Origin of the sequence: Candidatus Uabimicrobium amorphum (assembly GCF_009002475.1) — a bacterium.
Classification (GTDB): Bacteria; Planctomycetota; Uabimicrobiia; order Uabimicrobiales; family Uabimicrobiaceae; genus Uabimicrobium; species Uabimicrobium amorphum.
In genome coordinates, this window is the sequence record NZ_AP019860.1 from 3,657,940 (window position 1) to 3,674,750 (window position 16,811).

Here is a 16,811-nt window from a genome sequence, read left to right on the forward strand (position 1 = left end):
AACCGTAAGGTTCAAATTTAACATTTATATTTACAAAGGAATAAATCATGTTGCGAAAAATCGTTTGTATTACTTTTATTTTTTGTACCGCAATGGTATACGCTCAAAATGAAAAACTGTTAAAAATGATGATGCCAAATGAAAACCATGCTAAACTGGGTTCTCTTGTAGGGTTTTGGGATGCTACCTGCTCGGTATACGGTGGTAATGGTAAAGTCGTTTATGAAGAAACTGGATTTTGTGAAAACAAGTGGATGCTAGGAGAACGCTTTGTACTTCTTGAACACATGTTTACCAGTTTTCACACCGCCGCGGTTGTTGGTTATGACAATTTCTTGCAAAGCTACACCGCAGCGCATATCGACAGCGAATCACCAGGCATACATCACTTTATCGGAGACGTAAGTGAAGAAGGACGTAAAAAAACTTTTGTACTACGCGGTGAAAGTGTTGGATTTGACGGTGAGCTAGTTTCTACAATCTATGTTATCGAAATTGCAAACCGCAACAATTACAAATTGAAAGTACACTACGAAATAGATGATCAACATCTAAAAGTAATTGAAATTAATTTTTCGCGTCTCGATGATAGTACGGTTCGCAAAGCACAAAAGCAAATCAACAAATTTGTGGCAAACTCTTTTGCGAGAACAGCCATGGCAAACAGTAAACTACAAGCTTTAAATCCTTTAGTTGGCGAGTGGAAAATTGAATCCCTTATTTTTGACAACGCCGGCAATGTACTCCGTGTCGACCAAGGGCAAAGTCATAATCGTTGGATTATGATGCGTAAGTTTGTCATGATGGTGTCCGTTATGGGGGGATACGCTAGCGTTTCGATCGTCGGTTTTGACAAAACCAAAAAAGCCTATGTTGCGGCACACGCCGACAATGTAGGAACATCCATTTATCACTGCGAAGGTGGTAAAAAAGGTAAAGAATTAAAAATGTTTGGTACCGCCATGGACTACGCGACCGGAGAAAAAACCGAGTTGACACAAACCATCACATTCCAAAATATCAATGCCTATGAATGTGAAATGTATCGTGAGCGCGACAAAGTAGGATTGGGTGTGAGTACCACACAACTCAAAGCCGAAAGATTGAAAAAATAGGCAAAAGTTCAACGCCTCGAAGTTCTCTAAAATTAGATAGCTCAATTAGGGTGTCATCCCTAACTTGATTAGGGATCCAGCCAATAACAAATCAACTTTGAATCATGGATTCCTGCTTTCGCAGGAATGACACCTCGCTTATGATTTCTCTAAAATTAGATAGCTCAATTAGGGTGTCATCCCTAACTTGATTAGGGATCCAGCCAATAACAAATCAACTTTGAATTATGGATTCCTGCTTTCGCAGGAATGACACCTCGCTTATGATTTCTCTAAAATTAGATAGCTCAATTAGGGTGTCATCCCTAACTTGATTAGGGATCCAGCCAATAACAAATCAACTTTGAATCATGGATTCCTGCTTTCTCAGGAATGACACCTCGCTTATGATTTCTCTAAAATTAGATAGCTCAATTAGGGTGTCATCCCTAACTTGATTAGGGATCCAGCCAATAACAAATCAACTTTGAATCATGGATTCCTGCTTTCGCAGGAATGACACCTCGCTTATGATTTCTCTAAAATTAGATAGCTCAATTAGGGTGTCATCCCTAACTTGATTAGGGATCCAGCCAATAACAAATCAACTTTGAATCATGGATTCCTGCTTTCGCAGGAATGACACCTCGCTTATGATTTCTCTAAAATTAGATAGCTCAATTAGGGTGTCATCCCTAACTTGATTAGGGATCCAGCCAATAACAAATCAACTTTGACTTGCGAAAGCAAAAATCACAGCGGAGAATAGTCCCATTATCTGCGTAAGATAAGCTCTTTTCTCTCCACACTTCTGTTTTGCAACACTTTGTGAAATAGATAATCTTCGCCGATAATCAGCCCTGCCGTGGCAAAAGCATTCACCACCACTCCACAAATTCCCGGCATGTTAATAGATTGCCCAGAAAAAAATAGATTTTTGACACGGCTGCGTTGTGGTGGACGATGAATTGTTTGCTGTGAAATGTCGTGTGAAATACCAAACGCACTGCCATTTACACTCCCGGTATAGTACTCGTTGGTAAGAGGTGAAGAGGTATATATATCTTGTATTTTTTCTTGTAAATCGGGAATATATTGTTGTAAGTCTTCAATGATATAATCGGCATACTTTTGCTTTAGGTCTTTGTACTCTTGTGGACGCTTGCCAAATTTCGTTCCCTTGAACTTCATAAATTCTTGTGAATCGACAAAGGTGCATACATTGAGGCGCGCACGATATGGAATCTCTGGCTGGATTTGTTCGTTGAGTAAGCTCGGAGAATTGATATAAATCCCGCTATATGGGCGGTTAGGAGTTACATAAATATAGTTTAGTGGTGCAATATTTAGTTCTTCTTTTAAAATAATATTGACCCCAAAACTACCACGCGAATCTTTCATTTCCAGGATATTATTTTTGAAAAGAGGACGCAAGGCGCTATCATCGAGCATAGGCATGATCAACTTAGGATGTATAGTAGAGATGACAAAATCCGTATCTATTTCTTTGTCATTTGTAATCACGCGGTAAACGCGCTTTTTGTTGCACAATAATTTCTCAACCTTTGTCGAAAAATAAATATCGACATCTAGTTCCTGCAATTTCTCCATTAGCGGTGTGATAAGACCATCTCCCCCATCGTACAACCATATCGGATGGTCAAAAATAGAATCGAGGCAAATAGCATATGCCACAATGGGGATTTCTTGTGGATTTAATGCTATGTTGTAAGAAAAGGCTCCAAGAATCTCTTTTAGCCATGCCGACTGAAAATTTTTATCCATCCACTGTGACAGGCTATAGTTAGGAAGTTGCTGAAAACGTTCATAAGTTTTATTGATATCTAAATCGTACCAACGAAATGAACTGGTAATGGATTTTATGAGATCAAAAAATTGATGTAGTGCTTGCTCATCTTCGGGAAAGGTGTGGCATAATTTCTCGTAAAACAATTGTAGTTTCGAGGGAACAACAAACTTTTGCTGAGACGTAGCGATTTCAAAAAACGCTTCATCATCATAATAATGAATTTTGAGTTGTGAAAAAATGCCCAAGTATTCTAAAAACTGCCGCATGGGTTTGTAAGGAGCTGTGCTTCCTACATAGTGAAAACCGGTGTCAAAGCGATATTTCTTTCGCGAGAAGGTTTGAATATATCCACCGGGGATTCTTTGCTTTTCAACAATACAGACCTTTGCTCCTTCAAGAGCATAAACGCACGCTTGCGTAAGACCACACAAACCGGCGCCAACAATTACATAGTCATATTTCACTTAATATTCCCTTATGATAATGCAAGCATTCGTTCCTCCCAAACCAAAGGTATTGGAAAGAACAGTTCGCGGCTTGCGTTGTAAAGTTTCCGTCACAATGTTAATATGTGGAATATCATTGTTTTGTTGAAAATTTAGCGATGGTGCAATAAAGCCATCGCGCATCATTAAAAGAGAATATAAAACTTCCGAAGCACCTGACATCCATAATTCATGTCCAGTGATGGATTTAGTAGAAGATACAAAAGTTTGCGGACCAAACACGTTATAAATCGCTTGGGCCTCTAGATTGTCCGCGGCAATACCGCTAGCATTGGCGTTAATATAATCGATATCATTAGGATCTATTTTGGCATTGTGCAACGCTTTGCGCATACAGCGTTCATATTGCGCAACGCTTTTGTCTCCCGAGTTGAAGCCGTAGCCAATAACCTCGCCATAGATTTTATGCCCCAGACGCTGCGCACGTTCTAGGTTTTCCATGACAAGTAGGGCACCTCCCCCTCCAGGAACTGTACCAATACGCTCGCCATCAAATGGTCGACACGCTGTTTTAGGCTCTAAACTTTGCGCAAAAATACCCAACGCGTCAAAACTCGCCATGGCAATCCAGTGTAGTTCCTGAAAACCACCGGTGATAATCGCCTGTTGTTTACCGCTTTTAACGAGATTGAAAGCATATCCCAGAGCGTGCGCTCCCGAAGCATCGTTAGCACTTGCGGTAATATTGATACCTTGGGCACCGATAAGAGGTCCTAAATTCATCGAACAGCAAGAGTTCATTACTTTAATCACCATTGTCGAACCGAGAAAATGCGTCTCTTTGTATTTTTGCAGTGTCGCCACTAAATCTTCTAACGGCTGCGCAGAGCTATCATTTCCCAAGATAATCCCTACATCTGGTCCAGTAAATTGTTGGGGGTCCAGATTATTTTCGTCCACCGTTTTTAGCCAACATAGGGCCGTGTATATCGCGGATTCCGACAAAAAGCGTTTTTTTCGTCGTTCTATTTTATATTTGTTTTGCGGCGGGATCATGGCTTGGAGAAGACTTTGAAAGCCAAATTGTTTGTTGTCTTCTTGAAGTTGTATATTGCTTTGTCCTTGCGCCAAAGCGCTGCTAACTTCATCAAGAGAGTGCCCAAGACTACTCGTTATTCCCAATCCGGTTATGACAACGCGATTATCCATTCTTTCCTTCTGCTATAATAAAATCGGCAAGAGTTTGCACAGAAAAAAGTGCTTGTTTCGCTTTTTTTTCATCATCAAATTTGACACCGTACTTCTTCTCTAAGGGAACGACAATCTCTAGTGCATCAATCGAGTCAAGTCCCAATCCTTCGACAAATAACGGCATATCATCTTCTATTTCTTCCACGGTAACATCGTCAAGATTTGTGGCGGTTATGATGAGTTCTTTAAGTTCTTGTTTTAAATTTTCCATATTATTCCCAAGTTACAATAGTACCTATGTAGTATTACTGTGAAAAAGCTTCCCACAACGGGCCTTTTACACCGCGTGAACGAACTCTCTTGAAAAAGCGCACGTTCATTTTCTTCTTCAAACCTGGCACAATCCAGTTGGGATACTGGTCTGCTAAGTCACTAATACGCTCCACTAGGTATTCACGAACGTCTTCTTCAACGTAAAAAACCGGTTCGATATTTATCTTTTCTTCCGTGATCCATCCCTCTTCGATTAATCTTCTTGCAAGAGGTGTACCACGATATAAACGTACACCTATTAATAAAATAACGGCTGTTGGCTTGCATTCTATTATATTAGAAATGGTTTGTTCAATGCTTTCTACAGTTTCTCCAGGAACACCAAGTATGAGAGAGTGACTAAATTTTATTCCGTATTTATGACACCAACGCGCACTATCCTTGATATCGGTAATCGAAAACAGTTTGTCCATGGCATAAAGACCTATTTCACTTGCAGCATCTATTCCAAAGTCTAGCGAACTACAACCTGCTTCGCTAAATTTAGCAAACAATTCCTCGCTCACCTTTAACGGAGAAACATAGGCAGTCCACTTTATTTGCAGTTTGCGTTTTATAATTTCGTCACATATAGCGATGGCATGGTGATTTGGTAGGTTAAAAACATTGTCAACAAAGAAAAAGTAATCGACCCCATATTTGTTCAGGCAGTCTTCGATTTCATCCACTACTTTTATGGGATCGCGTTGCCGCACTTTGATTCCTTCAAGAAGAGGATATGTACAGTACGTACAACGCAAAGAACAACCACGCTTTGTCTGTATGTTAATACTACCCCCTTCGCGAAAATACGTATCTACATCGAATATTTCCCTAGCAGGGACCAGTTCATCAAAGGAAAGTGATAAGCCTACTGGGTAGTAAATACGCGAATCTCCACTTGGTCCTGGATTTAAATTCTCGCTTGGTTTGTTATGCTTCTCTAGGGAGTTAATAAGATCACAAAATAATTGTTCTCCCTCACCAACAACACCATAGTCTGCTTGTAGAGCCTCCAAAAATTCTTTTGGGAAAAGAGAAAAAGCGGACCCTCCAACAACTACAGGAGTTTGGGGAGATGCGTTGCGACACACCTCCATGATTTTTTTGTAGTGGTCGAGATAAGTAACAACCTTGGGGTAGGCAACGTTGTCGACGTTGCGAATGGACAGCCCAATACACTGCGGCTTGTATTCCTTAATTTTTGCGGCAAGTGAATCGCAAAAATCATTATAAAAATTCAAATCAAACAACGAACATTCGTGTCCATCGCGATGTACAGCGGCAGCAATGTAAGCAACCCCAATAGGAGGCACAGGATCGGGTAAACGTTCTTGATTGGCATTAATAAATAGTATTTTCATCCCTGAATGTACCTACAAAGAAAATTTTCTTTAATTGATGATAGTCCCTAGTTACTATATAATTTTGAGATATTTTTTTGGTCATATTAGATATTTTTTTTTTATTGTTGTCAATAAACTTTCGAAATAGTCGTAGGAGGCATTATGCTCAATACATGGAAGATGCTCAAAGTTTTCGTTTCTTCAACTTTTCTAGATTTAGAACTTGAACGCGATCGCCTGCATCAAATTTTTGAGAAAATCGAGCAAAAAATTTTACACAAACGACTGACTATCTGCTCATATGATTTAAGGTGGCGCGACAGATCTTCAACAGAGCACGTTGTGGATTGGTGTATTCGCATGGTAGAACAATGCGACTATTTTATCGCTATTTTGGGGAACCGCTACGGTTGGATACCCGAAAAAGGTGTCGATGGTAAGCAAAATAAAGAAGGTTACTCTGTCACGGAAATGGAAATTCGCAAAGCTTTGGAGATTATTCCCAAAGAAAGACGCTTTTTCTGTTTTACCCAGGGAGAAGAAAAAAGCGGTGACAATGTTGCTGCAACAACAAAATTAAAACAATTTATTCAAAACGAAGGTGAAACGGTATTTCATTGCGACAATGTCGCAGAGCTTCTCGACAATGTGACATCTCATTTCCAAAAAGTGGTGAACAGCGAATACCCGAATGCGCCGCAGAGTGAGGAGCAACAATCTTACCGTGACATCCTACGCAATTTTTTGGCCGAAAAAGTACATCGTTTTTGTGGACGCAAAGAATACCTGCGCAGTCTCCATGAGTTTGTCGACGCCAATGATCGTCAAAACTACTTATGTATTGAGGCCGTAGCTGGTACGGGAAAATCGGCATTGCTGGCCAAATTTATCTGCGAAAGAGGTGGGACGAAAATTCCCATTGTCGCGCACTTCATGGGTATGGGACGTGACTCGCGTCAAATTAGCGGAATTGTACACAATATTGCCGAACAACTCAAGGTATGGAATATTTTAAAAGAGGTACCATCTGATTTAGAGTCCTTACAATTGGCTGTCAAAAAGAGCCTCGAAGCCTACACTCAGCCACTCATTCTCATCGTTGATGGATTAGACGAAGTGGCAGACAATGGCCGTGATCTATTGTGGTTACCACGATCATTGCCGCAAAACATACGAATTATTCTCTCGTCGCGCCCCGCAGATACACTGGACCGCGTACAGGATTTTCCTTTTGTAACGACCAAACAACTCATGCCGCTTTCCATGAATGAGACAAATGAGATTATTGAAATTTTTTCCCAAAAACACCGTCTTAATTTCTCTACCGACGACAAAGAACTTTTGCGCAAACGCGCATCGGGTAACCCGCTGTATTTGAAAGTGGCACTAGAGGAAGTGGCGACTTCGGGAATTGCAGTTGGACAACTGGCGGTGAGTATTGAGGCCTTATTCGAACAAGTTCTCGAACGCCTAGAGAAGGATTTTTCTACAAAATTTCCCTCACTACAGTCACCCGCTGCCGCAATGATACAAACCTATCTCGGCTTAATTGCCGCAGGAGAAAATGGGGTGCTAGAAAAAGAAGTAAAAGATATTCTTTCTGTAGGAGACGATTTTGTCATGTTGGCGAGAAAGTCTCTACGCACATTTGTCGTACAACGACAGAATTTCCTCAACTTTTTTCACCCACAATTCGAATTGGCGATAAAAATGCGTCTTGGTAAATCCGGTATGCGCAATTGCCATAAGAAAATGGCGGCATACCTACATAAAAAAGGCCATGAATACTATCGTACATTGGAAGAACTACCATTTCAATTGCAGTGGGCAGAAGAATACGAACAACTACTCGAAGTTTTGACACAATTTGATTTTTTACAAGCCAAATGCAACGCACACATGGTGGCAGAATTAAAAAATGATTTGGACTTTGCCTTAAATGGGCAAGTTGTGAAACTACGCCAAAGTAGTGAATTCGAAATGGCACCACAGGTGAGGGTGAATCGTGAAATTATTTCTCTTATGAACCGTGCAATAGGTATTGACGGACAGTTTTTACAAGACCACCCCCAATGTCTACTACAAACATTATGGAACTATGGATATTGGCATGACCACCACGATGCACAACAACACTTTACCAAAGATGACCCCACCTACGCGTGGAACCAAGACAAACCCAAATTCCATCTCGTTGTAGAACATTGGCGTCAAAATGCATCCTCGTCTTCCCCATGGTTACGTGCCATTCGTCCTTTACCAACGCGTTTGGATTCCCCGGTATTAAACATATTCCAGCACGAACAACCTGTGACGGGTATTGACATCAGCAGTGACGGAACGAAGGCCGCTTCCGGGTCGTACGACTGTACTTTACGTGTGTGGGATATACATACCAACAAAATTTTGCTAGAGCATACCTACGAAGCGCCTGTAAACGATGTACGTTTTTCTCCCGATGGTAGCATGGTGTATTCTGCGGGACTACAAATAGATGTGTGGGATGTATCACAAGGCGAAAAAATAAAAAGCCTCGGCGAAGAGAATGTACTCATTACCAAAATGACTCTCAGTGCCAATGGGGAGCTCCTTGCCGTGGCTACCGCAGACAACCGCGTCGTCGTCTACAATACAATTTCGAAACAGCAAGTTGCGTGTTTTGCTGATTATAGCCACGCGATAAGTAATCTAAGCATTAGCTCCGACCTAAAGTTTTTGGCATCGGGGGATTATGGCAACAGTATGAAGATTTGGGACTTACAAAGTCGCGAACTCGTCACAAGTTACGAAAGCGAAGGCATTATAAGCGATGTCGATTTTCATCCAGGAAACAAAAAAATTGCAATATCCACACATATTTATTTCCAAATATGGGATATGGAGGCGCAAAAAATAGTACATTCGCACAACTTAGGGGCCGCTCCCATGAGCATTACCTACAGCTCAGATGGAGAAACTCTTGCCATAGGTGCGCAACAAATATTCTTGTTTGACACAAAAGAATACAAACAGCAAGCGGTACTCGAAGGCCACGACAGTATTGTCGGAAGTGTTCATTTCACACCCGATGGCAAAAAATTAATCTCTGGTTCGATGGACAAAACAGTGCGTTTGTGGAGTACAAAAGTACAGGGAACAAGCCTACAGGCACACGAACACAAATTTTTAATTAGCGACATGGCAATATCGGAAGATGCGCATTTTGTGGCATCAGGTTCATACGATCAATTTGTGATGCTTTGGGATGGAATCACCGGAAAACGCATCACACAATTTAGCACCGGAGTTGTTTCTTGTTTACTGTTTTCCCCGTGCAATACACTGCTCATTATCGGGACACACGACAATAAGATACATCTATGGAATCTGGAATCGCAAACATTAACATGCACACTTTCAGGACACAGTCAATCCATTTCCTCCTTGGCGATGAGTGGTAACACTATCCTTAGTGGAAGTGAAGACGGTTCTATATTTGTGTGGAGTGCCAAAGAGCAACAATGCATTCATCAACTTGACGCACACGACATACGTGTTGTCAGTCTTGAATTCACCGATGACAACACCGTGGTATCTCATTCGTACATAGAAAAAAAAGTATGGTCCGCGGATAACTACGAGTGCTTAGAAAAAGAACAATTGACCGCCGCGGTAACCGCAAATACCGGAACATACGATGTGGAGATAGATGAGGGCGTTATGAAAATCACTATCAATGGGCAACCATTATTCTTCCCTTATCTAGAAAATGTTTTTTGTCGTGAAAATCGCATTATTGGTAACTCGGGGAACTATCCTTTAATTTTTGAACCCGAAAGGATTTCGTAATGTACGCCATTGAGGTAGAAAATTTACACAAAAAGTATCGGCAAATTTTACAAGGTGAGATTCATGCACTCAAAGGGGTTTCCCTACAAGTAAAACCAGGGGAAGTTTTCGGTATCCTAGGACCAAATGGCGCCGGGAAAACCACCTTGGTGCGTATATTATTGTCGATTATAAAGCCAACCTCGGGCAGTGCGCGGATTTTTGATAGCAAGTATAACGCCACCAATGTCAAAACGAAACTTGCTTATCTCGCGGAAAATCACACCTACCCGCGTTATTTGACAGGTGAACAGGTTTTGCAATATTTTGGTTCCTTAAGTGGTGTCCACGGAAAAAAATTGCGCGACAAAATAGACGAGACTCTCGAACTCGTCGGAATGACAAAATGGCGCAAGACAAAGGTAAAAAAATATTCCAAAGGTATGACACAACGCATTGGTTTAGCACAAACCCTTATTAATGATAGTGAACTACTTTTTTTGGATGAGCCCACGGACGGTATAGATGCACTGGGAAGAAAAGAGATTCGCGATTTACTTCTCAAACTAAAAGAGCAAGGAAAAACTATCTTTTTAAATTCGCATCTTTTGAGTGAAGTAGAACAAATATGCGATCAAATTGTCATTATGAACAAAGGGGAAATCATCCGTCGTGGAACCATTGACTCATTGGTCGCCAAGCGCAACGCTTACAAAATAGACGTTGTTGGTGCAACAGAAACCAGTGTTGCCTCCCTCAAAGAAAAAGTGCAAAGCATTGCATCCGTGGACAATCAAATCCACGTCACGGTAAAAGAAGTTGAGGAACTCGATTTGATCATTGATACTTTACGTAGTAACAGCGTATCAATCCGCAGTATTATACCAGATCGCCAAAGTTTAGAAGATTATTTTGTCGATGTCATTGGAAAGGATGGTGACAAGTGAAATTCCTTGCCATATTCATAGATACCTTCCGCGAGATTCGCGATAAAAAAATGGTGATCGCTTTTGGTATTATTACTGCGATGTTTGCCGGCACCTATCTATTTGCCATTAGTGTGACAAAATTAGACAACGGCAAAGTGGAAGTTTCTTCCTTTGCTGGTAAAAGTGCCATAGATGGCGTCAAGTTTGTCGAACAACAAATGGTACTTTTTTCGCAAATTATAGGCGGAACTTTGATTTTTTTATTTATCATTGCCTTTGCCTTTGTGATGGCAAACTTACTAAAACCTGGAACTCTAGATTTGCACTTGAGTAAGCCTTTATGGCGTTCACAATTACTGTTATATAAGTTTTTTGCATGTACATTAAGTGTTTTCGTCCTAATGTTGGTGATGGGAGGAACACTATGGGGTATTCTGTCATTTAAAGCGGGTGTCATTACATTCCAACCTTTTCTATCCATTGTGATGATACCACTTGTTTTTGCCATTGCCTTTTCGTTAATCGTCTTTTGTTGCGTTTTTACACGTGGAGCAGGCGCTGGTATCTCCGCTTACTTAGTATATGCATATCTACTTGAGACAGTGCTACAAAGCAGAGAATTCATCAAACACCAGATAGGCAATGATACATTCTCTTTCATTATGGATATGTCATATCACATACTGCCAAAAATTCGGGAGTGTATGGCTATTTTTATACAATTAAACGTAAGTAATGTCGACTGGTACCCATTGACGTCATCTCTTATTTTCATGGTGGTTACTCTTGCCATAAGTTGTGTTATTTTTGAAAGTAAGGATTACTAACATGACTCCAGAAGAAAAACTGCAAAGTGTTTTCATGAGTGTTGTGGCGCGCATTTTGCCACAAACACTTATTCAAGAAAATCTAAAAATAAAAAACGACACCTTGCATATTGGAAAAAATCAGTTAACTTTGCCACCCAAAATTCACATTTTTGGCAGCGGCAAGGCCGCAACAACTATGGCCAAAGCTGTTTGTGACCTAATACCTTCGCGCATAGCTGGCGGCGTTGTCGTGAGTAATATGCACAGCGAATCCATCCGCGACATCGAGGTGATCGAAAGTTCTCATCCTCTTCCCACACAAAAAAGCGTTGATGCAGGTAACACTCTATTCGAAAAAATGGCAGCATTGTCCCAAAACGACTTTTTTATTTATTTACTTTCGGGAGGAACTTCAGCCCTATTAGAGAAGCTGCCTCCTGGTGTGTCTCTACAAGACATGCAGGAAATAACACAGCAACTTTTACAAAAAGGTGCGGACATCACACAACTCAATAGTGTTCGCAAACAAATGTCGGCCATCAAGGGAGGAAAATTAGCACAAGCGTTGACCGCACCAGGAATTGTCCTCGTAATTTCGGATGTGATTGGTGACGACCTTGCGGTGATTGGTTCGGGACCTCTTTACCACCAGCCTTACACCGACGCTCAACACATACTTGACTCTTATGACATTACTTATACCTTACCCAAAAGTTCAGTGTGTCGCGCAGCGAACAATGTTCCACATTTTGTTATAGGTAATAACTCGATTGCCCTACAATACGCACGAGAGGCATGGCAAAAGTACGGTATTGACGCACATATCATGACTTCCCAAATGCACGGGGAGGCAAAAGAAATCGCAAAATGTATCGTAGCCATTGCCAAAGAAATTCGCGACAAACACCAACCATTTTCTCCCCCAGTATGTCTTATATTCGGCGGCGAAACAACAGTCAACGTCCAAGGCAAAGGCCGTGGTGGGCGCAATCAGGAACTGGCTCTCGCTAGTTTACAAGCCCTCGAAGATTGTCAAGGGATCTACATACTAAGCGCTGGAACAGATGGTATCGATGGAAACTCCGATGCCGCGGGTGCAATTGTCAGCAGTAAATTGTACCATCCTCAGGAAATCAAAACGTACCTAAAAAATAACGACTCGTACTCTTTTTTTCACAAATATGGGGGCTTATTGTCTCCGGGCAAAACCGGGACAAATGTAATGGATATGGTCATGGCCTTTATTTTATAATTTTATTAGTTATTTTGTTGTTATGGCATGTTATACTAAAAGTGTCATTATTTCGATTGGTACACATGTGGATACAACCACAAAGATACTACTTGTGCTTAGCTGGGAAATAAATATGTCGGAAAGCAAAGATTTCGGAAACGTAGCAGTTGAACTAGGGTTTATTACGGAAGCAGAACTGCGTAAATATCTCGATTTGCAGCGCTTATTAAAAGAACGAGGTATTGACGAACCTCTAGAAAAAATTCTCGTTCAAGAAGAAGCCATTACAAGCCTTGATGCACGAGCAATCGCGCAACAAATCCCTGGAAAAACTTCGAACGCACAACAAAGCTCTACGAGTATCAAAACTCCAATCACAGAGAAAAGAAAAGCCTCCACAACTCGTCGCGAGGCAATGCAAAACGCCACAACGATCATAACGCCCATCGCAGAGAAAAGGGAATCTCCTACAAATCGTCAGGGGGAAACCCAAGCATTGGGTAACCAAACCCTGAGCAAATTTGGCCGCTATCAAATACAAAAAGTTCTTGGCCAAGGAGGTGTGGCAACAGTTTATAAAGTACATGACCCGCATCTCGACCGCGAAGCAGCTTTAAAAGTTCTCACATTAGGACAAGTTGCCAACCAAACCCAACTACAACGCTTCAGTCTAGAAATAAAAACAACGGCGAAGTTACAACATCCCGGTATCGTGACTATTTACGAAACAGGCGTTGAAAATAAAATACCCTATTTTGTCATGGATTACATCCAAGGCACAAATCTAAAACAATATATTTATCGCTATAAGCCAAGTATCCAAGAAGCGATATCCATTATAAAAACAGTGGCCACAGCTATTGGTTATGCCCATAGCCAAGGAGTAATTCACCGTGATTTAAAACCGGAAAACATCATGATGGATGAAGAAAAAAATCCACGCGTCATGGATTTTGGTCTGGCAAAACTCAAAGATGATGACACCGGACTTTCGCGAACGGGTGAAATTTTGGGAACAGTAAAATATATGTCTCCTGAACAGGCGGAAGGTATTAAAGATGTTGATGAACGTACTGATGTATATGCGTTGGGGGCGATTTTTTATGAAATACTCGCCAAACAGCCACCTTTCGAAGGAAAATCTTACCTGCAAATCCTCAACCAAGTGATCAACAATCAACCACAATCGTTGAGTAAAATCAACCCAGAAATCCCGCGCGATTTAGAGCTAATTTGCTTGAAAGCGTTAAAGAAAAAAGCCGATAATCGCTATCGCAACGCCGCTAAGTTTGTCGAAGCACTGGAAAATTTTTCCGCAGGCAAAAGTACCGCCACATCAAAAAAAATCACGAAAAGGACCACGCAGAGAGTCATAACAGAACGGCGAAGGCCCGTAAAAACCACGCAACGCATGGCAATGAAAAGTAGTCGCGTGACACAAAGAATTGCGCTACAGAAAAAAAATAGACGCGATCAAAACCAAAACCAAATGGTTGCCATTATCGTATTGGCAATACTAGTATTCATACTTCTAATGATATTACTTTCAAGTAATTCAAGCGATAACTACTACTCAGAAGATTTCAACAACAACTCCAGCAACGCACGCGTTGATTCACAAAAAAACGACTACAAAAAAAATAATTCACAAACAAAAGATAAAAGCGAAAAAACACCACAACAAACCGCCAAAAAAGAAGTGAATTTGCAGGAAGAAGCAAAAGAGAAGCTAGCCAAAATGCAGATGTTACCCAATGCTTTTGCTATGTGGAACCAACTAAACTCTTTTGACGAGAAATACAAAGATACTCCTTCATGGCAAGTAGTGCAGCATCACAAAAGAAATATAGAAAAAGGCTTGTCGCGCGAATTATCCACAGGATTGATTTTATTGGAGAGTAATCGTCAAGTTCCCGATAAGTTTTGGCAATCATTCGATGATAACCGGCATATTATCGAGATGATTTCACAACAAAATGTTCAGATCAAAATTGTCATGAACAAATTATTAACGACACGCGAAAAACTAAATGGCAAAAGAGATACTCCACAGCAAAAAAATTTAACGGACGAAAATAACGCTGTCAAAAATACGGGAAAAGCCACGGCACTAAACGAAGAGCAACACAATCTTTATTTCCATAGCGTTTTAACAAGACATCTAATAAATTTCCAAAATTTAGACGATGTCCTACGCAAAATCCAAGACCCTATTCTGCGCCAACAAGTAAAATTGAGATTTGATGCCTTTGCACAAAGTTCCGTAAATTTACAGAGGGCTCTCCGCGAAGCATTGAGTGCCATGCAAAAAATTTCTCTTACATTAAAATTTAACCGTCGCGCATCAGGAAAAATTACAAAAATCAAGGCGCGTCAATTTACCATACAAACAAAAAAATACAATTACTTAACCATTTCCGCAAACGACATGGTGAAGATATTAGGGAAAAAAGCGACAACATTGGCCAGTATTTTAGCCATACATTTTTTTCATGAAAATGATTTCGCCAAAGCAAAAAAATACTGGGATTTAGCGGATAAAAATACATTAGATTACGATGTGTGGAAACGCAACTTAGCTTACTTTCATGAGTTACAAACCAATTTGCAACTCAAGGTACGCTCCACACCAATTATCAGCAAAATAGAACAAACCATTCCTATCGTGGTTAAAAATATTGGTAAACAAGATCAAAGCGCTGTTACCGTAGCGATTGACAGCCTCGGTGAATTCCGTCGAAAAACCATGGCCGATTTCCCCAAAGAGTCGTCAAAATATGTAGCATTGCCCTTTACAGTGACGAAAGCCGTCGAGTATCCGGTACGCGTGACGTTATCGATAAAGAAAAAAACAGTAAAATCCGTTAAAATAAAATTAAAAGCCGAAAGAAAAAAATATGGTTTTTATTCGGATGCTTGGCAAAAATTACATTATCGTCATAATGGTCACGAAATACTCGACATGACTTCGCCATATTGGATGAAACTATCTGATAGCAAAAAGGAAGATTATGCCAAAACGTATCAAAAATACTACGCAAAATCTTTAGGTAAAAAAGAAACAAAGACCATTTCTATCCAAGGAACCAAATTAAACATGGCATTTGTTCCCCCGGGAAGATTTTGGTTAGGATCTTCAGACACAGAACGCGGTAGAAACGTAAAGGAAATACGCCATAAAGTTGTGATTTCCAAAGCATTCTGGATACAAAAAGAAGAGATGCCACAAATAACATGGCAAAAAATTGCGGCAACGACACCATGGAAGGGTAAAGAATCTGTAAAAAGCGGGCCTATATACCCGGCAACATACTTGTCATTCAATCGCATAAAATCTGATTTATTAACAAAATTAGGTCAACGTTTTGACATTCCCACCGAAGCGCAATGGGAATATGCATGCCGTGCAGGTAGCACCACAGCCTTCTATTGGGGCAATTCATACAAAAGAGCTGTGGTGTATTCGTGGAGTAAAAGCAATAGCAAAAAACACCCTGCGATTGTACGTCGTAAAAGACCAAACAGCTGGGGCCTTTATGACATGTTAGGCAACGTTGCCGAGATATGTCGTGATAGCGTAAGGAATTACGATACCGAACAACAAATAGATCCTTTTTACAACCCCAGTGGCAATTCACAAAGGATACTACGCGGAGGACATTATGGGCATCAAGCACAACAATTGCGTAGTGCCATGAGGCAAAATGTAGACCGCAGCTCATACTCTCACGTGACAGGTATGCGCCTTATTATGTATGAAGAATAAACGCCCTATTCTAAAAAAAGCGATGAAACTATACTTTTATAGTCTCATCGCTTTTTTTGGTTGTACC

At 40.7% G+C, this 16,811-nt stretch carries 10 protein-coding genes; 6 read left to right on the forward strand and 4 right to left on the reverse strand.

The window, feature by feature from the left end:
• Positions 1-47: 47 nt before the first annotated feature.
• Positions 48-1,115, forward strand: a complete 1,068-nt coding sequence (locus UABAM_RS13120; RefSeq protein ID WP_151968458.1) for a DUF1579 family protein — start codon at positions 48-50, stop codon at positions 1,113-1,115.
• Between the two features lie 753 nt (positions 1,116-1,868).
• On the opposite strand, the gene UABAM_RS13125 is transcribed toward UABAM_RS13120, so the two are convergent.
• From UABAM_RS13125 to UABAM_RS13140, 4 genes are read right to left on the reverse strand one after another with little or no spacing between them, the layout of a single operon-like run.
• Positions 1,869-3,368, reverse strand: coding sequence for a phytoene desaturase family protein (locus tag UABAM_RS13125; protein WP_151968459.1), 1,500 nt, complete (start codon positions 3,366-3,368; stop codon positions 1,869-1,871).
• Positions 3,369-4,559: a beta-ketoacyl-[acyl-carrier-protein] synthase family protein gene (locus UABAM_RS13130; RefSeq protein WP_151968460.1), complete on the reverse strand. Its 1,191-nt coding sequence runs from the start codon at positions 4,557-4,559 to the stop codon at positions 3,369-3,371. It lies immediately after the preceding gene.
• The gene (locus UABAM_RS13135) at positions 4,552-4,812 is read right to left on the reverse strand and encodes a phosphopantetheine-binding protein (RefSeq protein ID WP_151968461.1); all 261 of its coding nucleotides are present in this window, start codon (positions 4,810-4,812) and stop codon (positions 4,552-4,554) included. Before UABAM_RS13135 ends, UABAM_RS13130 begins: the two co-directional genes overlap by 8 nt.
• Positions 4,813-4,846: 34 nt before the next feature.
• Positions 4,847-6,217, reverse strand: coding sequence for a lipid biosynthesis B12-binding/radical SAM protein (locus UABAM_RS13140; protein ID WP_151968462.1), 1,371 nt, complete (start codon positions 6,215-6,217; stop codon positions 4,847-4,849).
• A 144-nt stretch (positions 6,218-6,361) separates the two neighbouring features.
• Between UABAM_RS13140 and UABAM_RS13145 the strand changes: the two genes are divergently transcribed.
• From UABAM_RS13145 to UABAM_RS13165, 5 genes are all read left to right on the forward strand, one after another.
• Complete coding sequence (locus tag UABAM_RS13145; RefSeq protein ID WP_151968463.1) at positions 6,362-10,027, forward strand: DUF4062 domain-containing protein; 3,666 nt, start codon at positions 6,362-6,364, stop codon at positions 10,025-10,027.
• A complete protein-coding gene (locus UABAM_RS13150) occupies positions 10,027-10,953 on the forward strand; it encodes an ABC transporter ATP-binding protein (RefSeq protein ID WP_151968464.1) in 927 nt (308 codons plus the stop codon). Before UABAM_RS13145 ends, UABAM_RS13150 begins: the two co-directional genes overlap by 1 nt.
• Entirely contained in the window at positions 10,950-11,762 is an 813-nt protein-coding gene (locus UABAM_RS13155; RefSeq protein ID WP_151968465.1) for an ABC transporter permease subunit, read from the forward strand. Before UABAM_RS13150 ends, UABAM_RS13155 begins: the two co-directional genes overlap by 4 nt.
• 1 nt (position 11,763) lies before the next feature.
• Positions 11,764-12,996 (forward strand): glycerate kinase type-2 family protein, encoded by a 1,233-nt coding sequence (locus UABAM_RS13160; RefSeq protein ID WP_151968466.1) that lies wholly within the window; start codon positions 11,764-11,766, stop codon positions 12,994-12,996.
• Between the two features lie 115 nt (positions 12,997-13,111).
• Complete coding sequence (locus tag UABAM_RS13165; RefSeq protein WP_173013295.1) at positions 13,112-16,744, forward strand: bifunctional serine/threonine-protein kinase/formylglycine-generating enzyme family protein; 3,633 nt, start codon at positions 13,112-13,114, stop codon at positions 16,742-16,744.
• Positions 16,745-16,811: the final 67 nt, after the last annotated feature.

What these genes read in the sequence shown, in the direction of transcription:
- UABAM_RS13120 (WP_151968458.1), top strand. Translation starts at nt 48, where the DNA reads ATGTTGCGAAAAATCGTTTGTATTACTTTTATTTTTTGTACCGCAATG.
- UABAM_RS13130 (WP_151968460.1), bottom strand. Translation starts at nt 4,559, where the DNA reads ATGGATAATCGCGTTGTCATAACCGGATTGGGAATAACGAGTAGTCTT.
- UABAM_RS13135 (WP_151968461.1), bottom strand. Translation starts at nt 4,812, where the DNA reads ATGGAAAATTTAAAACAAGAACTTAAAGAACTCATCATAACCGCCACA.
- UABAM_RS13140 (WP_151968462.1), bottom strand. Translation starts at nt 6,217, where the DNA reads ATGAAAATACTATTTATTAATGCCAATCAAGAACGTTTACCCGATCCT.
- UABAM_RS13145 (WP_151968463.1), top strand. Translation starts at nt 6,362, where the DNA reads ATGCTCAATACATGGAAGATGCTCAAAGTTTTCGTTTCTTCAACTTTT.
- UABAM_RS13150 (WP_151968464.1), top strand. Translation starts at nt 10,027, where the DNA reads ATGTACGCCATTGAGGTAGAAAATTTACACAAAAAGTATCGGCAAATT.
- UABAM_RS13160 (WP_151968466.1), top strand. Translation starts at nt 11,764, where the DNA reads ATGACTCCAGAAGAAAAACTGCAAAGTGTTTTCATGAGTGTTGTGGCG.
- UABAM_RS13165 (WP_173013295.1), top strand. Translation starts at nt 13,112, where the DNA reads ATGTCGGAAAGCAAAGATTTCGGAAACGTAGCAGTTGAACTAGGGTTT.